The sequence below is a fragment of the Sphingomonas sp. NY01 genome, assembly GCF_038809135.1.
Classification (GTDB): domain Bacteria; phylum Pseudomonadota; class Alphaproteobacteria; order Sphingomonadales; family Sphingomonadaceae; genus Sphingomonas; species Sphingomonas carotinifaciens.
This window is the reverse complement of record NZ_CP101722.1, coordinates 161426-176807: the sequence shown is the minus strand read 5'-3', so window position 1 is coordinate 176807 and position 15382 is coordinate 161426. Positions and strand designations below refer to the sequence as shown.

The 15382-nt window shown below is 68.1% G+C and carries 15 protein-coding genes; 9 read left to right on the top strand and 6 right to left on the bottom strand.

Annotation, left to right across the window (positions count from 1 at the left end; all coding sequences use genetic code 11):
- The first annotated feature begins 65 nt into the window (after window positions 1-65).
- The 3 genes from sucC to NPJ82_RS00885 all read left to right on the top strand — a co-directional run bounded on the left by sucC (window position 66) and on the right by NPJ82_RS00885 (window position 3117).
- The gene (gene sucC / locus NPJ82_RS00895) at window positions 66-1265 is read left to right on the top strand and encodes an ADP-forming succinate--CoA ligase subunit beta (protein ID WP_112383792.1); all 1200 of its coding nucleotides are present in this window, start codon (window positions 66-68) and stop codon (window positions 1263-1265) included.
- A 176-nt stretch (window positions 1266-1441) separates the two neighbouring features.
- Complete coding sequence (locus NPJ82_RS00890) at window positions 1442-2191, top strand: electron transfer flavoprotein subunit beta/FixA family protein (protein ID WP_342658046.1); 750 nt, start codon at window positions 1442-1444, stop codon at window positions 2189-2191.
- Window positions 2188-3117, top strand: coding sequence for an electron transfer flavoprotein subunit alpha/FixB family protein (locus NPJ82_RS00885; protein WP_342658045.1), 930 nt, complete (start codon window positions 2188-2190; stop codon window positions 3115-3117). The genes NPJ82_RS00890 and NPJ82_RS00885 overlap by 4 nt, the downstream gene beginning before the upstream one ends.
- 164 nt (window positions 3118-3281) lie before the next feature.
- Here the strand turns inward: NPJ82_RS00885 and NPJ82_RS00880 are convergent, their stop codons facing one another.
- On the bottom strand, window positions 3282-3755 hold the full coding sequence (locus NPJ82_RS00880; RefSeq protein WP_342658044.1) for a GNAT family N-acetyltransferase: 474 nt from the start codon (window positions 3753-3755) through the stop codon (window positions 3282-3284).
- Window positions 3756-3811: 56 nt separating this feature from the next.
- On the opposite strand from NPJ82_RS00880, the gene NPJ82_RS00875 reads away from it, so the two are divergent.
- Both NPJ82_RS00875 and NPJ82_RS00870 read left to right on the top strand, forming a co-directional pair.
- Window positions 3812-4090: an acylphosphatase gene (locus tag NPJ82_RS00875; RefSeq protein ID WP_342658043.1), complete on the top strand. Its 279-nt coding sequence runs from the start codon at window positions 3812-3814 to the stop codon at window positions 4088-4090.
- Window positions 4087-5301, top strand: coding sequence for a dipeptidase (locus NPJ82_RS00870; RefSeq protein ID WP_342658042.1), 1215 nt, complete (start codon window positions 4087-4089; stop codon window positions 5299-5301). The genes NPJ82_RS00875 and NPJ82_RS00870 overlap by 4 nt, the downstream gene beginning before the upstream one ends.
- Here NPJ82_RS00870 and NPJ82_RS00865 read toward each other — a convergent pair.
- Window positions 5298-6530 (bottom strand): MFS transporter, encoded by a 1233-nt coding sequence (locus NPJ82_RS00865; RefSeq protein WP_342658041.1) that lies wholly within the window; start codon window positions 6528-6530, stop codon window positions 5298-5300. The two genes, NPJ82_RS00870 and NPJ82_RS00865, sit on opposite strands and share 4 nt — an antisense overlap.
- Before the next feature lie 99 nt (window positions 6531-6629).
- Window positions 6630-8240: a lysine--tRNA ligase gene (locus tag NPJ82_RS00860; protein WP_342658040.1), complete on the bottom strand. Its 1611-nt coding sequence runs from the start codon at window positions 8238-8240 to the stop codon at window positions 6630-6632.
- 56 nt (window positions 8241-8296) lie between these two features.
- Between NPJ82_RS00860 and NPJ82_RS00855 the strand changes: the two genes are divergently transcribed.
- Genes NPJ82_RS00855 through NPJ82_RS00845 form a run of 3 tightly spaced genes read left to right on the top strand, consistent with a single transcriptional unit; the run spans window position 8297 to window position 12175 of the window.
- Entirely contained in the window at window positions 8297-8866 is a 570-nt protein-coding gene (locus NPJ82_RS00855; RefSeq protein WP_342658039.1) for a Uma2 family endonuclease, read from the top strand.
- Window positions 8867-8917: 51 nt separating this feature from the next.
- Window positions 8918-11620 carry an ATP-dependent DNA helicase gene (locus tag NPJ82_RS00850; RefSeq protein ID WP_342658038.1) on the top strand — a complete coding sequence of 901 codons (2703 nt, stop codon included), beginning with the start codon at window positions 8918-8920 and terminating at the stop codon, window positions 11618-11620.
- A gap of 21 nt (window positions 11621-11641) precedes the next feature.
- Window positions 11642-12175 carry a histidine phosphatase family protein gene (locus tag NPJ82_RS00845; RefSeq protein ID WP_342658037.1) on the top strand — a complete coding sequence of 178 codons (534 nt, stop codon included), beginning with the start codon at window positions 11642-11644 and terminating at the stop codon, window positions 12173-12175.
- Window positions 12176-12178: 3 nt separating this feature from the next.
- Here NPJ82_RS00845 and NPJ82_RS00840 read toward each other — a convergent pair whose 3' ends face one another.
- Window positions 12179-12697: a DUF177 domain-containing protein gene (locus NPJ82_RS00840; RefSeq protein WP_342658036.1), complete on the bottom strand. Its 519-nt coding sequence runs from the start codon at window positions 12695-12697 to the stop codon at window positions 12179-12181.
- Entirely contained in the window at window positions 12694-13239 is a 546-nt protein-coding gene (locus NPJ82_RS00835) for a ubiquinol-cytochrome C chaperone family protein (protein ID WP_342659049.1), read from the bottom strand. The genes NPJ82_RS00840 and NPJ82_RS00835 overlap by 4 nt, the downstream gene beginning before the upstream one ends.
- Window positions 13240-13380: 141 nt before the next feature.
- On the opposite strand from NPJ82_RS00835, the gene bamE reads away from it, so the two are divergent.
- Window positions 13381-13875, top strand: coding sequence for an outer membrane protein assembly factor BamE (gene bamE / locus NPJ82_RS00830; RefSeq protein ID WP_112383926.1), 495 nt, complete (start codon window positions 13381-13383; stop codon window positions 13873-13875).
- Between the two features lie 198 nt (window positions 13876-14073).
- Here bamE and rho read toward each other — a convergent pair whose 3' ends face one another.
- Window positions 14074-15330 (bottom strand): transcription termination factor Rho, encoded by a 1257-nt coding sequence (gene rho, locus NPJ82_RS00825; RefSeq protein ID WP_112383925.1) that lies wholly within the window; start codon window positions 15328-15330, stop codon window positions 14074-14076.
- Window positions 15331-15382 lie beyond the last annotated feature (52 nt).

Sequence of the window (15382 nt, the reverse complement as noted above, 5' to 3'; positions counted from 1 at the left end):
CGCTTCGCTCCCTGTGCGAAAGGGCTGTCAACCGTCCTAGATAATAGCACAAGGCGAGGTCGCCCATGAACATTCACGAATATCAGGCGAAAGAACTGCTGGCGAAGTTCGGCGTACCGGTCCCCGCGGGCTTTGCCGCCCTGTCGGTCGACGAGGCTGTCGAGGCGTCCAAGAAGCTCCCCGGACCGCTCTACGTCGTCAAGGCGCAGATCCACGCCGGCGGCCGCGGCAAGGGCAAGTTCAAGGAACTGGGCCCGGATGCCAAGGGCGGCGTCCGCCTCGCCAAGACCGCCGACGAGGTTCGTGCGGCCGCTGCCGACATGCTCGGCAACACGCTGGTGACGATCCAGACCGGTGACGCCGGCAAGCAGGTCAACCGCCTGTACGTGACCGACGGCGTCGACATCGCCAAGGAATTCTACCTCGCGCTGCTCGTCAACCGCGCGACCGGCCGTGTCTCGATGGTCGCCTCGACCGAGGGCGGCATGGATATCGAGACCGTGGCGCACGACACGCCGGAGAAGATCCACTCGATCGACATCGACACCGCGACCGGCTTCATGCCGCATCACGGCCGCTCGGTCGCCGCTGCGCTGGAGCTGACCGGTGACCTCGCCAAGCAGGCTGCCAGCGTCGCGTCCAAGCTGTATGACGCGTTCCTGGGCACCGATGCCGAGCAGATCGAGATTAACCCGCTCGCCGTCACCGACGATGGCAAGCTGGTCGTGCTCGACGCCAAGGTTGGTTTCGACGGCAACGCCATGTTCCGTCACAAGGACCTGATGGAACTGCGCGACACCACCGAAGAGGACGCGATGGAGCTGGAGGCGTCGAAGTACGACCTCGCCTACATCAAGCTCGACGGCGACATCGGCTGCATGGTCAACGGCGCCGGCCTTGCCATGGCGACGATGGACATCATCAAGCTGAACGGCATGTTCCCGGCCAACTTCCTCGATGTCGGCGGCGGCGCCAACAAGGAGAAGGTGACGGCGGCGTTCAAGATCATCCTGAGCGATCCGGCGGTGAAGGGCATCCTGGTCAACATCTTCGGCGGCATCATGCGCTGCGACATCATCGCGGACGGCATCGTCGCCGCGGCGAAGGAAGTGAACCTGCAGGTGCCGCTCGTCGTCCGCCTCGAGGGCACGAATGTCGAGAAGGGCAAGGAGATCCTGGCGAACTCCGGCCTCGCCATCGTCCCCGCCAACGATCTGGGCGACGCGGCCAAGAAGATCGTCGCCGAGGTGCAGAAGGTCGCCTGACGCGCCACGGTCATCACCGATGCGATAAGGGGCCCGGACGGAAACGTCCGGGCCCTTCTTCGTTCTGGAAGAGACGGATGGCGAACGGCCATCCACCATAGTGAACTTGCGAAACCCTCGCAAAACTCCCAAGTGGACCGGTGAAAACGATCCGCCATGGACAGGAAGGAGCCCCGATGAAGGTGCTGGTGCCGGTCAAGCGCGTGCTTGACTATAATGTGAAGCCGCGGGTGAAGGCGGACGGGTCGGGCGTCGACCTGGCGAACGTCAAGATGAGCATGAACCCGTTCGACGAGATCGCGGTCGAGGAGGCGATCCGGCTGAAGGAGAAGGCCGGCGTCACCGAGGTGGTGGTGGTCTCGATCGGCGAGCCCAAGGCGGCGGACACGCTGCGCACCGCGCTGGCGATGGGCGCCGACCGGGCGATCCTGGTCACCGCCGAGGGCCGGGTGGAGCCGCTGGGCGTCGCCAAGCTGCTCACCAAAATCGTCGAGGAGGAAAGCCCCGACCTCGTGATTCTGGGCAAGCAGGCGATCGACGACGACAACAACCAGACCGGTCAGATGCTCGCCGGGCTGCTCGGCTGGGCGCAAGGGACGTTCGCGTCGAAGGTCGTGCTGGCCGAGGGGCAGGCGGTGGTCACCCGCGAGGTCGATGGCGGGCTGGAGACCGACACGCTGACGCTGCCCGCGATCGTCACCACCGACCTGCGGCTGAACGAGCCGCGCTATGCCTCGCTGCCCAACATCATGAAGGCCAAGTCCAAGCCGATGGCGACGCGTGCCGCGGCCGATTTCGGCGTCGACATCGCAGCCCGTCACACGATCACCCATGTCGCCGAACCGGGCAAGCGTCAGGCCGGCGTCAAGGTCGCCGATGTCGACGAACTGGTGATGAAGCTGCAAGCGATGGGGATTGCCAAGTGAAGACGCTGGTCTGGGTCGAACATGACGGCGGGGCCGTCAAGGATGCCACGCTGTCCGCGGTGACCGCGGCGGCAAAGCTGGGCGAGGTCCACCTGCTGGTCGCGGGGCAGGGCGTGGATGCGGTCGCCCAGGCGGCGGCCGCGATCGCCGGGGTCGGCAAGGTGCATGTCGCCGACGACGCGGCCTATGCGCATGCGCTGGCCGAGAATGTCGCGCCGCTGGTGGTGGAACTGATGGGGCACCACGACGCCTTTGTCGCGCCGGCCACCACCACGGGCAAGAACATCGCGCCGCGGGTCGCGGCGCTTCTCGACGTGATGCAGGTCTCCGACATCCTCTCGGTCGAGGGGCCGGACAGCTTTACCCGGCCGATCTACGCGGGCAACGCCATCGCCACCGTCAGGACCAGCGACAAGAAACTGGTCGTCACCGTGCGCGGCACCGCCTTCGACAAGGCGGAGGCACAGGGCGGCACGGGCACGATCGAGGCGGTCGCCGCCACCGGTGACAAGGGCCTGTCCAGCTTCACCGGCGCGGAGATCGCGGAGAATGCACGTCCCGAGCTGACCTCGGCCAAGATCATCGTGTCGGGCGGCCGGGCGCTGGGTTCCGAGGAGCAGTTCCACGCGCTGATCGATCCGCTCGCCGACAAGCTGGGCGCCGCCGTCGGCGCATCCCGCGCCGCGGTCGATGCCGGTTATGCCCCCAACGACTATCAGGTCGGCCAGACCGGCAAGATCGTCGCCCCGCAGGTCTATGTCGCGGTCGGCATCTCGGGCGCCATCCAGCATCTGGCCGGCATGAAGGACTCCAAGGTGATCGTCGCGATCAACAAGGACGAGGATGCCCCCATCTTCCAGGTCGCCGACATCGGCCTGGTCGGCGACCTCTTCAAGCTGGTCCCCGAACTTACCGAAAAGCTGTGATCTGACGGTCGCTTCCCCTTGAGGGAGCGACCGTGATCCCGCCCGTTCGGCCTGAGCCCTTCGATGGTGTTCAGGCCGGACGGGTCAGCTTTGCAGCCAGATGATCCAGGATGGGATTTGCCCCAGCCGGCTCCAAAGCGAGACGGACATGAAGGCATCTCACCCTAGCGAAGGGGTGCCAGTTCCAGATGGCGGAACTGATTGAACGCGCTGGCCACATACCCGCCGAACGCTTCGCCGCTGGCAAAGCCGCGGCTCGCATAAAGCGCAAGCGCCGGCTCGAACGCTTCTCCGCTCCCCGTCTCCAGGCTCAACCGCGTCAAACCCTCCGACCGGGCGACGCCGATGATATGATCGAGCAGCGCCGCCGCCACCCCGCGGCGCAAGGCCTCAGGATGCGTGCGCATCGACTTCAGCTCGGCCGCGCCCGCCCCCAGCCGCTTCATCGCGGCGATGCCCGCCACCCGTCCGTCGCGCCACGCGGTCCACACCGTCACTCCCGGCGCACGCAACCCCGACAGGTCTAGGGCAAAGACATGTCCCGCCGGCGATCCCGCCCGCATCCCCGCCAGATGCAGCGCGAGCAATGCCTGCACCGCGGCATCAGTGAGATCGTCTTCCCTGATCCGGATCGTCATCCCCCGATCCTGGCGCATCTGGACAGCCGGTCGCAAGCAGGTGAGACTATGATCCCATGATCTCCCGCCGTCTCCGCATCACCGGCCGTGTCCAGAACGTCTTCTATCGCAACTGGTTCGTGGAGCAGGCTAGGACGCTGGGGCTCGATGGCTGGGTGCGCAACCGCGCCGATGGATCGGTCGAGGCGCTCGTGCGGGGATCGCCCGTTATGATCGACGCCATGATCGCGACAGCGCGTGAAGGATCGCCCGCCTCCCGCGTCGAGCAGGTTTTCGTGTCGGACGATGCGCCCGCCGAGGTGCCGAACGGCTTTGCCCGGCTGCCGACGCTGTGATCGCCCTGCTGCTGCTCGCCCAGGCCGCGGGTCCGACCGCCGAGACCCGCGTCGAGCGCCTGCTCGCTCAGGCGCCCATCATCGACGGTCATAACGACCTCGCCTGGGAACTGCGCGAAACGGGCACCGCCGTCGATCTGTCCCGCGACACCAGCCGCCTGCCCCGCCCCTTGCAGACCGACATTCCCCGCCTGCGTAAAGGCGGCGTCGGCGGCCAGTTCTGGTCGGTCTGGATACCCGCCACCGTCACCGGGCCGCGTGCGGTGGAAATGACGCTGGAGCAGATCGACGTCGTCCGCCGCTTCGTCGCCGCCTATCCGCAGGACTTCGCCCTTGCGACCACGGCGGCCGAGATCGCGGCGGCGCAGGCGAACGGCCGCATCGCCTCGCTGATCGGGGTCGAGGGCGGGCACCAGATCGACGGCCGCCTGTCGGTCCTGCGCCAGTACAAGGCGCTGGGCGTCGGCTACATGACGCTGACGCATGGCCACAGCCTCGCCTGGGCGGATTCGGCCACCGACGATCCGGTCGCGAACGGCCTGTCGCCCTTTGGCCGGCAGGTGGTGGCGGAGATGAACCGCATCGGCATGATCGTCGATGTCGCGCATGTCTCGGATGCGACGATGGCTGCGGTGCTGGACGTGACCCGCGCGCCGGTCATCGCCAGCCATTCCGGGGCCCGCGCGGTCGGAGTTGCGCCGCGCAACATTCCCGATGCGCTGCTCCGCCGCATCGGTGCGGGGGGCGGCGTGGTGATGGTCAACGTCTATCCCGCCTTTGTCTCCACCGCATGGCGCGCATGGGACCGCGCCCGCACCGATCATGCCGCATCGCTGGGCGTGCCGGCCGATGTGTACGGCCCCCGCTCCCCTGCCCCGCTCCTCGCCTGGGACGCCACCCACCCCGAACCCCGCGTCACCCCCGCCATGGTCGCCGATCACATCGACCACGTCGCCCGCATCGCCGGACGCGGCGCCGTCGGCTTCGGCGGCGACTATGACGGCATTGCCGGCACCGGCCCGGCCGGCATGAAGGGCGTCGACGGCTACCCGCGCGTCCTGATCGAGCTTGCCCGCCGCGGCTGGAGCGACGCCGACCTCGCCGCCCTTACCCGCGGCAACATCCTGCGCGTGATGGCGCGGGTGGAGGCGGTCGCCCGCGACCTCGCCGCCACGCCACCGAGCGACGCGATCGACCCGCTCGCGCGCTAGGCTTCGGGCACCGTGGCCGGCGTAGCCGCCTGCTCCAGCGGTGCGACCCGCGCGAGCAGCAGCGCGACGATCAGCGCCATCGCCGCCAGCGCGAGGCAGAACAGCGTCACCCCCGGCCAGCCGCCATGGGTCCAGGCAAAGCCGCCGGCCGATCCCAGCACGCTCGACCCGGCATAATAGAAGAACAGGTACAGCGCCGCACCCAGCCCCCGTGCCGCGCCCGCCCGCCGCCCGACCCAGGCGCTCGCGATCGAATGCGCCCCGAAAAAGCCCACCGTCACCACCGCGATGCCGATCACCACCAGCGCCAGCGGCCGTGCTGCGGCGATCCCCAGCCCCGCGATCAGCAGCATCACCGGCACCCAGAACACGCGCCGCCGCCCGATCCGCCCGGCAAGTCCGCCGAACCATGCCGAACTGGCCGATCCCAGCACGTAGAGCAGGAACACCGCGCCCACCGCGCTCTGGCTGAGGTGATAGGGGGCGCCCAGCAACCGGTAGCCGGCATAGTTGTAGACCGTGACGAATGCGCCCATCAGCAGAAAGCTTTCGGCGAACAGCAGCGGCAGCGCACGGTCCCGGAACAGCGCGCCCGCCTGCACCATCAACGCACCGACACGCCCCTGCGCCGGCACGAACCGCTGCGAGCGCGGCGCCAGCCGCCGGAACGTCTCGCCCATCACCACACCCGCCAGCCCGACCGCGCCGATGGCCCAGCGCCATCCGCCGATATCGGCGACAAGGCTTGCGATCAGCCGCCCGCCCATGCCGCCCAGCGCGCTGCCCGCGATATACAGCCCCATCGCCGACCCGACCGAGGCGGCGTCCACCTCCTCCGCGACATAGGCCATCGCCACCGCCGGCACCCCCGCCAGCGCCAGCCCGGTCAGGAAACGCAGTACCAGCAGCGCCACCCATCCCGGCGCGAACGCCGCCGCGAGCGTCAGCACCCCGGCCGACAGCATCGCCGCCACCATCAACGGCCGCCGCCCCACCCGGTCCGACACCAGGCCGGCCACCAGGATGCCGATCGCCAGCGGCCCCGTCGCCATCGACACCGCAAGGCTTGCCCCCTCCGCACTCACCCCATATTCCGCGGAAAACAGCGGCAGCAGCGGCTGCGCGGCATATAGCAGTGAAAAGGTGGAGAAACCGGCGAACAGCATCGCCAGCGTCAACCGGCGAAATTCGGGCGTTCCATGGGCGATCGGACCAACAGGCCCGGTCACCTCCCGACCCGCCGATGCGCGGCCCGCAACATGGCGAAACCGCCAAGCGGGGACAGCAAGGATCCCGCCAGCCCGCCGGGCTTCACCGCATCCACCCGCTCACGCGGCCCGCGCCAGGGCCTCTGCGATCAACCGCCGCGAATTTTCCACGCCGTACAGCGCAAAGAAGCTGCCCATGCGCGGCCCCTGCTCGGAACCCAGCAAGGTCTCGTACAGCACCTTGAACCAGTCGCGTAAGCCCTCCTTGCCGTAATGGGCCTTGCCGATCTCATAGACATGGTTCTGCAGCACCGCGGCCGGGTCCTCGTCATCGCGGCCCGTGCCGTCGTCCTTGGCGAGAACGTCGTCCAGCTCGCGCAGCGCCTGTGCCTCCGCCGCCGTCGGCGCACGCCGGTTGAGCGTCGGCGCCACGAAGTCGCAGCCATAGGCCACCGCATAGCCGATCAGGCGGTCGAGCGCCGGATGCGTTTCCGCCGACAAGGTCGGGTCGTAGCGGTGCAGGAACGCCCACATCGTGTCGCGATCGCCGACGCCGGGCAGGCTGGCGAGGTTCAGCAGCAGCCCGAACGTCACCGGCAACGTTTCGGCGGGCACCTTGCCGTCATGGATGTGGTGCACCGGATTGCCCAACCGCTGCTTGGCGTCCTGCCCGGTATAATTGCCGCGGAACTGCCAATATTCGTCCACCGCGCGCGGGATCACGCCCATGTGGAGCTGCTTGGCCTTTTTCGGCTCGCGGTAGGCGAAGAACGCCAGGCTCTCCTCCGGCCCATAGGTCAGCCACTGGTCGAGGCTCAGGCCATTGCCCTTGGACTTGGAGATCTTTTCGCCATGTTCGTCCAGGAACATCTCGTAGTTGAAGCCCTCGGGCGGGCGTCCGCCCAGCACGCGCGCGATCCTGGACGACTGGGTGACCGAATCGATCAGATCCTTGCCCGCCATCTCGTAATCGACGCCCAGCGCGACCCAGCGCATCGCCCAGTCGACCTTCCATTGCAGCTTGGACAGGCCACCCAGCGCCGACTGCTCGATCCGCTCGCCATCCGCATCGGTAAAGGCGATGATCCCCGCGTCCGCATCGATCACCTCGACCGGCACCTGCAGCACGACGCCCGTCTTGGGACTGATCGGCAGCACCGGCGAATAGGTCGCCCGCCGCTCGGCGCGCAGCGTCGGCAGCATCACGTCCTGAATGCCCTGGAAATGGCGCAACACCAGACGCAGCGCATCGTCGAACCTGCCCGAACCATAATAATCGGTGGACGAGGCGAATTCATAATCGAAGCCGAAGCGATCGAGGAATTCGCGCAACCGCGCATTGTTATGCGCGGCAAAGCTGTCGAACTTCTCGAACGGGTCGGGCACCTGGGTCAGCGGCTTGCCGAGATGCTCGGCCAGCATCGCTTGGTTGGGCACATTGTCGGGCACCTTGCGCAGCCCGTCCATGTCGTCCGAAAACGCGATCAGCCGCGTCGGCTGGTCGGACAGCGTGTGAAAGGCGTTGCGCACCATGGTGGTGCGCAGCACCTCGTTGAAGGTGCCGATATGCGGCAGGCCCGACGGGCCATAGCCGGTTTCGAACAGCACGGGCGCCGGCGTGCCATCCTTGCTCGGCTTGCCGTTCGGATAGCGCTTGAGCAGCTTGCGCGCTTCCTCATACGGCCAGGCCTTGGACTCTAGGGCGACGGAGCGGAGATCGGTATCGGTCATGACGCCCCCGCATCTGGCGCTTTGGCGCGCGGTGCGCAAATGCTATGATGCATTTGATGGACCCGATCGTTCCACTGGATGCCCCCAGACCGGTCAAACTGACCGTGGAGGAGTTTCGTGCGCTGGACCTTGCCGGCGCGCTGGCCCGGCGTCGTCATGCTGAACTGATTGGGGGGACGATCGTCGAGATGAGCCCGCAACAAAGCCGCCATGCACTGGTCAATACCCGGCTGGCCTTCGCGTTCGATCAGGCCATCCGCCACCGTCATCTCGATCTGGCAACGATGATCGGACCAACGGTGGCCCTGCCGCCGCACGATGCCCCCGAGCCCGATATCGTGATTGCCCATCTGCCAGTCCGCGACGGGTATCTCGCCCATGTCGATGTCGCGTTGCTGGCGGAGGTGTCTGACACGACACTGCGCCACGACCTGTCTACCAAACGCGACCTTTACGCCGCTGCAAGCATCCCGGAATTGTGGGTGATCGACGTGCGATCCGCCATCGTGCACCAGTTCTGGGCGCCGCAGGATGGCGTATTCACGCAAGCCCGTTCCTGCCCTCTTTCCGGCCCCCTCGACAGCGCGACGCTGACCCTCACCATCGACGGCACCGGGATCGTCTGACCAGTTCTTCCCGTGTTGCCAATCCGTTCCGTCGCGCCGATATCGGACGCGATGTCCTTTCCCCATCCCGCTCTCCACGCCAGCCATAGCGGCATCTGGATCGCCACGGCGGAGGGGACGCGTGCGGTGTCGCGCGGCGAGGCGATCGGCATCGCGTCGGAAACGCCGGTGATCCTGCTCAACGCCGCGTTGACGGGTCAGCGGCTGGGCTATGCCGACCTATCGGGGCTCGACCTGCTCGAACTCTATGCCTTTCTCTTTCCGGCGCGGTTCGCGGTGCCGACGCCCAAGGGGCTGGCACGCGCCATCGATCTCCCCGTGCCGATGCAGGAGGATGCGGTCGCCGCGTTTCTGCGTGACGCGGCCGCGACGCTGCTCGCCGTGCCGGATGGCGACTGGCCCGAGCGGGAGGGCGCCTGGACCGCGGCGCAAAGCCTGACCCGCCTGCGCTGGCCCTGGGCACCGCTGATCGCGCCGCGCCTGGCCAAGCCGCGGGTCAACGAACGCTGGCTGTTCAGCAAGCTGCCGGAATGGGAGGAACAGCCCCCCCGCCCCGCCCCCCGCCCCGTGCCCATGGAACCGCCGGAGGCGGAGGCGCGACTGGCGACGCTGACCGGTCATGGTGCGGAGGAACGCCCCGGCCAGCGCGCCTATGCCGCCGCCGCCAGCGCCGCCTTCGCCCCGCGCATCGTGCGCGAGGCACCGAATATGGTATTGGCGGAGGCGGGCACCGGGATCGGCAAGACGCTCGGGTATCTCGCACCCGCCAGCCTGTGGGCGGAACGTGCCGGCGGTCCGGTCTGGATCTCCACCTTTACCAAGGCGCTGCAACGCCAGTTGAGCGTGGAGACGCAGCGCCTGTTCCCCGACGCCGCGATCCGCCGCGAACGCGTGGTGACGCGTAAAGGTCGCGAGAACTATCTGTGCCTGCTCAACCTGGAGGATGCGCTGCAAGGCGGCTTTGCCGGCCGCGCCGCCATTCTGGCGCAACTGGTGGCGCGCTGGGCGGCATATAGCGCGGACGGCGACATGGTCGGCGGCGACCTGCCCGGCTGGTTGCCGACGCTGTTCCGCCGCAACGGCCCCGCCGCGCTGACCGACCGGCGCGGCGAGTGCGTCTATGCCGGCTGCCCGCATTATCGCAAATGCTTCATCGAGCATGCCGCGCGTGCCTCCGCCCAGGCCGATATCGTCATCGCCAACCATGCGCTGGTCATGGTCAACGCCGCGCGCGGCCGCGAACTTGCCACCCGCCCGACCCGCTACGTCTTCGACGAGGGGCATCACCTGTTCGATGCCGCTGATTCGATGTTCGCCACCGCGCTCACCGGTGCCGAGACGATCGAGCTGCGCCGCTGGGTACTGGGGCCGGAGGCGGGCAGCCGCGGTCGTCGCCGCGGCCTGGCCGCGCGCCTGTCCGATGTCGCCAGCTATGACGAGGGCGGCAACCGCGCCATCGCCGACGCTGTCACCGCCGCGCAGGGACTCGCCTCGGAGGGCTGGCTCGGCCGCGTGGCGGAGGGGCAACCCTTCGGACCCGTCGAAACGCTGCTCGCCGCAGTGCGCGGGCTGACCTTCGCGCGCGCCGAGCAGCCGGGCGATGCCGGCTACGGCCTGGAAACCGAGCTTGCCGAGCCCAGCCCCGAGTTGATCGAGGCTGCGGCCCCCGCCGCCCACGCGCTCGACGCGCTGCTCCGCCCGCTGGTCGCGCTCGGCCGCCGGTTGGAGGCGGTGTTGACCGAGGCGCCCGACTGGCTCGACGGACCGGCGCGTGCGCGGGTCGAGGGGGCGATCGCCTCGCTCGCCTGGCGCGCCGAGACGGTGGCGGCGTGGCTGTCGCTGCTCGCGCGCGTCGGTGGCCCCGCCGATCCCGATTTCGTCGACTGGCTGGCGGTCGACCGGGTGGAGGGGCGCGAATATGACATCGGCCTGCACCGCCACTGGCTCGACCCTACCCGCCCCTTTGCCGAAATCGTGCTGAAGCCGGCGCATGGTGCGCTTGTCACCTCCGCGACACTCACCGGCGGCGGCGACTGGAGCGTGGCGGAGGCCCGTACCGGCGCCCCGCATCTGGCCCGTGGCCCCGCCCATTTCACCGCCGCCAGCCCGTTCGACTATCCCGATCGGTCCGAGGTGCTGATCGTCACCGATGTGAAGCGCGGCGACATCCCCGCCCTTGCCAACGCCTATGCCCGGCTCATCATGGCGGCCCGCGGCGGCACGCTCGGGCTGTTCACCGCGATCCGCCGGTTGCGCGGCGTGCATGGCCGGATCGCCGACCGGCTGGCACGCGAGGGTCTTGCCCTCCATGCACAGCATGTCGATCCGATCGACACCGGCACGCTGGTCGACATCTTTCGCGACGATCCGGCCGCCTCGCTGCTCGGCACCGATGCGCTGCGCGACGGCGTCGACGTTCCCGGCGAATCGCTGCGGCTGGTGGTGATGGAGGGGGTACCCTGGCCCAAGCCCACCGTGCTGCATGCCGCGCGCAAGCTGGCCGGCGGCGGCAGCGCCTATGACGATCGTATCGTCCGCGCGCGTCTGGCGCAGGCGTTCGGGCGGCTGATCCGCCGGGCGGACGATCGCGGTGCCTTTGTGCTGCTCTCCGCCGCCATGCCCTCGCGCCTGCTCGATGCCTTTCCGCCCGGCGTTGCCATCCGCCGCGTCACGCTCGATGAAGCGGTGGCCTGCGTCACGGCGCGGCTTTCCTCCGACGCGCCGATCGGGCATGGAGCGCACGAACCCGCCTGAACCACGGAGACAACGCGCCCGATGAAGACGCTGACGCTGCTCCGCCATGCCAAATCCGGCTGGGACGATGCCGTGGCCCGCGATTTCGATCGGCCACTGAATACCAAGGGGCGCCGTGCCGCGGGGATGATCGGCCGGCACCTGCGCCACTCGGCACTCGAATTCGACCGTGTCTATGCCTCGCCCGCGGTGCGCGTCATGGAAACGCTGGACGAGGTGTGGGACGGCTATGGCCGCCGGCGCGAGCCGGTGTGGGACCAGCGCATGTATCTCGCCTCCGCCGCGACGCTGCTCGACGGCATCGTCCGGCTACCCGATGCCGCGGCGCGCGTGCTGCTCGTCGGACATAATCCGGGGCTGGAGGATCTGGTTCTCAAGCTCGCCCGCGCCAGCGCCTTTCGCGACGCGGTGGCGGAGAAATATCCCACCGCCAGCGTCGCCGAACTGACCTTCGACGTGGACCATTGGTCGCAGGTTATCCCCGGCGGCGCGGTGCTGACCCGCTTCGTCCGCCCCCGCGATCTCGATCCCACCCTCGGCCCGGACACGCCGTAGCCATCAGCGCCCGGCCAGCTTGTCCTTCAACCCGGCAAACGCGTTCATCGGCTGGACCTCGTCCTCGCTGATCACCCCCGCCGCGCGCAGGACCTGTGCCGCGTTCGGGCTGCGCGGGAACGGGTCCAGCGCCAGCGCCATCGTCTCGGCCGCCGCTTCGCCAAGGTCGATTGCGCCGCCCTCGATCACCACCACGTCCATCGCATCGGCGGACAGCTCCACCTCTTCCTCGCCGTCCAGCGCCTCGACGAAGCGCAACGCCACCTCTTCGTCCACCACCGCGGGCACCGGCTCGTCGGTCACGCCGCACGCCTGCACCACATCGCCGCGCACGCGCCCCGTCACCAGCACGCCCGCCGCATCGCGCCGCACCACCAGATCGGCCGCCAGCCTTTCCACCGCCTTCAATCCGAACCGCCGCGCCAGCGCTGTACGCTCGCCCTCATCCGCTTCGATATGCACGGGTTTGTCGCGCTCGCCGATCGCATCCAGGCGTTCGGGGCGGCTCCATTCGGGGGTCACGGCAGGTCTCCATCGATCAGGCGCGCGACCGATACGCCGGCCAGTGTCTCGCGCAAGCCCATCAAATGGGTGCTGACATGCGCCACCGCCAGCGGGTCCGGTGCCTCGCCGCGATACAGGTTGCGCACCAGGGCAGGCCCCAGGTCGCCGCCCGCAATGCCATCGCGATAGGCACCCAGCCGTCCGCCCAGCATCGCCATCATCCGCCCGATATGCTTGCCCACCACGATGTCGCCGATGCCGATCTCGCGCAACTGGCCATCCATGTCGTCGACGAACCGCTCGGTCACCTGTGCCGCCGGCGCCGCGCCGGCGGGTTCGGTCTCCAGTCGCAGCAACACCATCGCCAGCACCGCTGCGATCATGTCGAAACGGCCGTCCACCGTGTCGGGCACCGCGCCCTCCACATACCAGTGCGGCTCCCGCCCCCGCGCCACCACCGCATTATACAGCGCCAGCGCCGGTTGCGGCTTCGGCCCGAACAGCCCTCCGGGCCCCTGCCCGAACAGCCCTCCGGGCCCCTGCCCGAACAGCTTGTGCATCAGACCCATCCTCGCCCCCTTGCCGCTACCATGGACGATGCTTGTGCCCGCCCCCATCCTCGCCTATCGGATCGATCGACGGCCGATGCAATCGGCCGGGCTGTTTCCAAGGGCTCAACGGCCGCGTTTTCCGGCCCGGAGATGATGATGAGCGTTTCTTCCCCCCGGCTGGTCGCCCTGGGCATCGGGCTCGCGCTGGCGAGTGCGGCCTGCACGCCGCTGCGCTCGCATCAGGGTTATGTGGTGGATACCGATCTGGTCAATTCGGTCCAGCCGGGCGTCGACAATCGCCAGTCGGTGCTCCAGACGCTGGGCCAGCCGACGATCACCAGCCAGTTCGAAGGGGGCGACTGGTATTATGTCGCCCGCGACAGCCGCAACCTCGGCTTCACCAAGCCCAAGGCGCAGGCGCAGATCACCTTGCAGATCAGCTTCGACCAGGCCGGCAACGTCACCACGATCCGCCGCGGCGGGATCGAACAGGTCGCGTCCATCACGCCGGATGGCAAGACGACGCCGACCCTGGGTCGCAAGCGCGGCTTCTTCCAGGACCTGTTCGGCAATATTGGCTCGGTCGGCGCACCTGGCGCCGGCGCCGGCGCACCGGGGACCGGCGGCGGCCGCGGGCGCCCCTAAACCTTACCCATTTATCGCCGACACGGTTTGGCCGCGCCACCAACTACGCAGGGGCGCGGCCGTGCCGCGCTTGGAAACGGCACTGATCCCGAAAGGGGATGGGATCGTGCGGCTAACGCGCCAAAACGCGAATGGGTTCGCGGAGGGCGGACCTCCACGAACCCATTCGACCCACCATTTGGGTGTAGCGTTCGACGCTTACTGATTCATCGAGTCGAAGAAATCCTCGTTGGTCTTGGAATTCTTCATCTTGTCGAGCAGGAACTCCATCGCATCGATGGTGCCCATCTGCATCAGGATGCGGCGCAGGACCCACATCTTGGACAGCTTGTCCTTCTGGACCAGCAGCTCCTCCTTGCGGGTGCCCGACTTGCCCACGTCCAGCGCCGGGAAGATGCGCTTGTCCGCCACCTTGCGGTCCAGCACGATTTCCGAGTTGCCGGTGCCCTTGAACTCTTCGAAGATCACCTCGTCCATGCGGCTGCCCGTGTCGATGAGCGCGGTGGCGATGATGGAAAGCGAGCCGCCCTCCTCGATGTTGCGGGCCGCGCCGAAGAAGCGCTTGGGCCGCTGGAGCGCATTGGCATCGACACCGCCGGTCAGCACCTTGCCCGACGACGGCACCACGGTGTTGTAGGCGCGGCCCAGACGCGTGATCGAGTCGAGCAGGATCACCACATCCTTCTTGTGCTCGACGAGGCGCTTGGCCTTTTCGATCACCATCTCGGCGACCTGCACGTGGCGCTGCGCCGGCTCGTCGAAGGTGGAGGATACGACCTCACCCTTCACCGAACGCTGCATGTCGGTCACTTCCTCGGGCCGCTCGTCGATCAGCAGCACGATCAGGAAGACCTCCGGGTGATTGTCCGAGATCGCGCGCGCGATGTTCTGGAGCATCACCGTCTTGCCGACGCGCGGCGGCGCCACGATCAGCGTGCGCTGTCCCTTGCCCTGTGGGCTGACGATATCGATGACCCGCGCCGACTTGTCCTTCTGGGTCGGATCGGCCGGGTCGAGGATCAGCTTCTGCTCGGGATAGAGCGGCGTCAGATTGTCGAAGTTGACGCGGTGGCGCACCGCTTCCGGGTCGTCGAAGTTGACGGAGGTCAGCTTCACCAGCGCGAAATAGCGCTCGCCATCCTTGGGCGCGCGAATCTCGCCTTCCACCGTGTCGCCGGTGCGCAGGCCGTGCTTGCGGACCTGGTTGGGGGAGACATAGATGTCGTCGGGCCCGGCCAGATAATTGGCCTCGGGGCTGCGCAGGAAGCCGAAACCATCGGGCAGCACCTCGATCGTGCCCAGCCCCATGATCTGGTCGCCCTTCTCCGCCTGTTCCTTCAGGATGGCGAACAGAAGGTCCTGCTTGCGCAGCGTCGACGCGCTCTCGACACCAAGCTCCTCGGCCAGTTGCACGAGGTCGGCAGGAGTCTTCTTCTTCAGGTCTTTGAGATGCATGGGGTCGTCCGGATGGTCGGAGGGCGTCGGTCGGCGAGGATCGCAGCGAAAC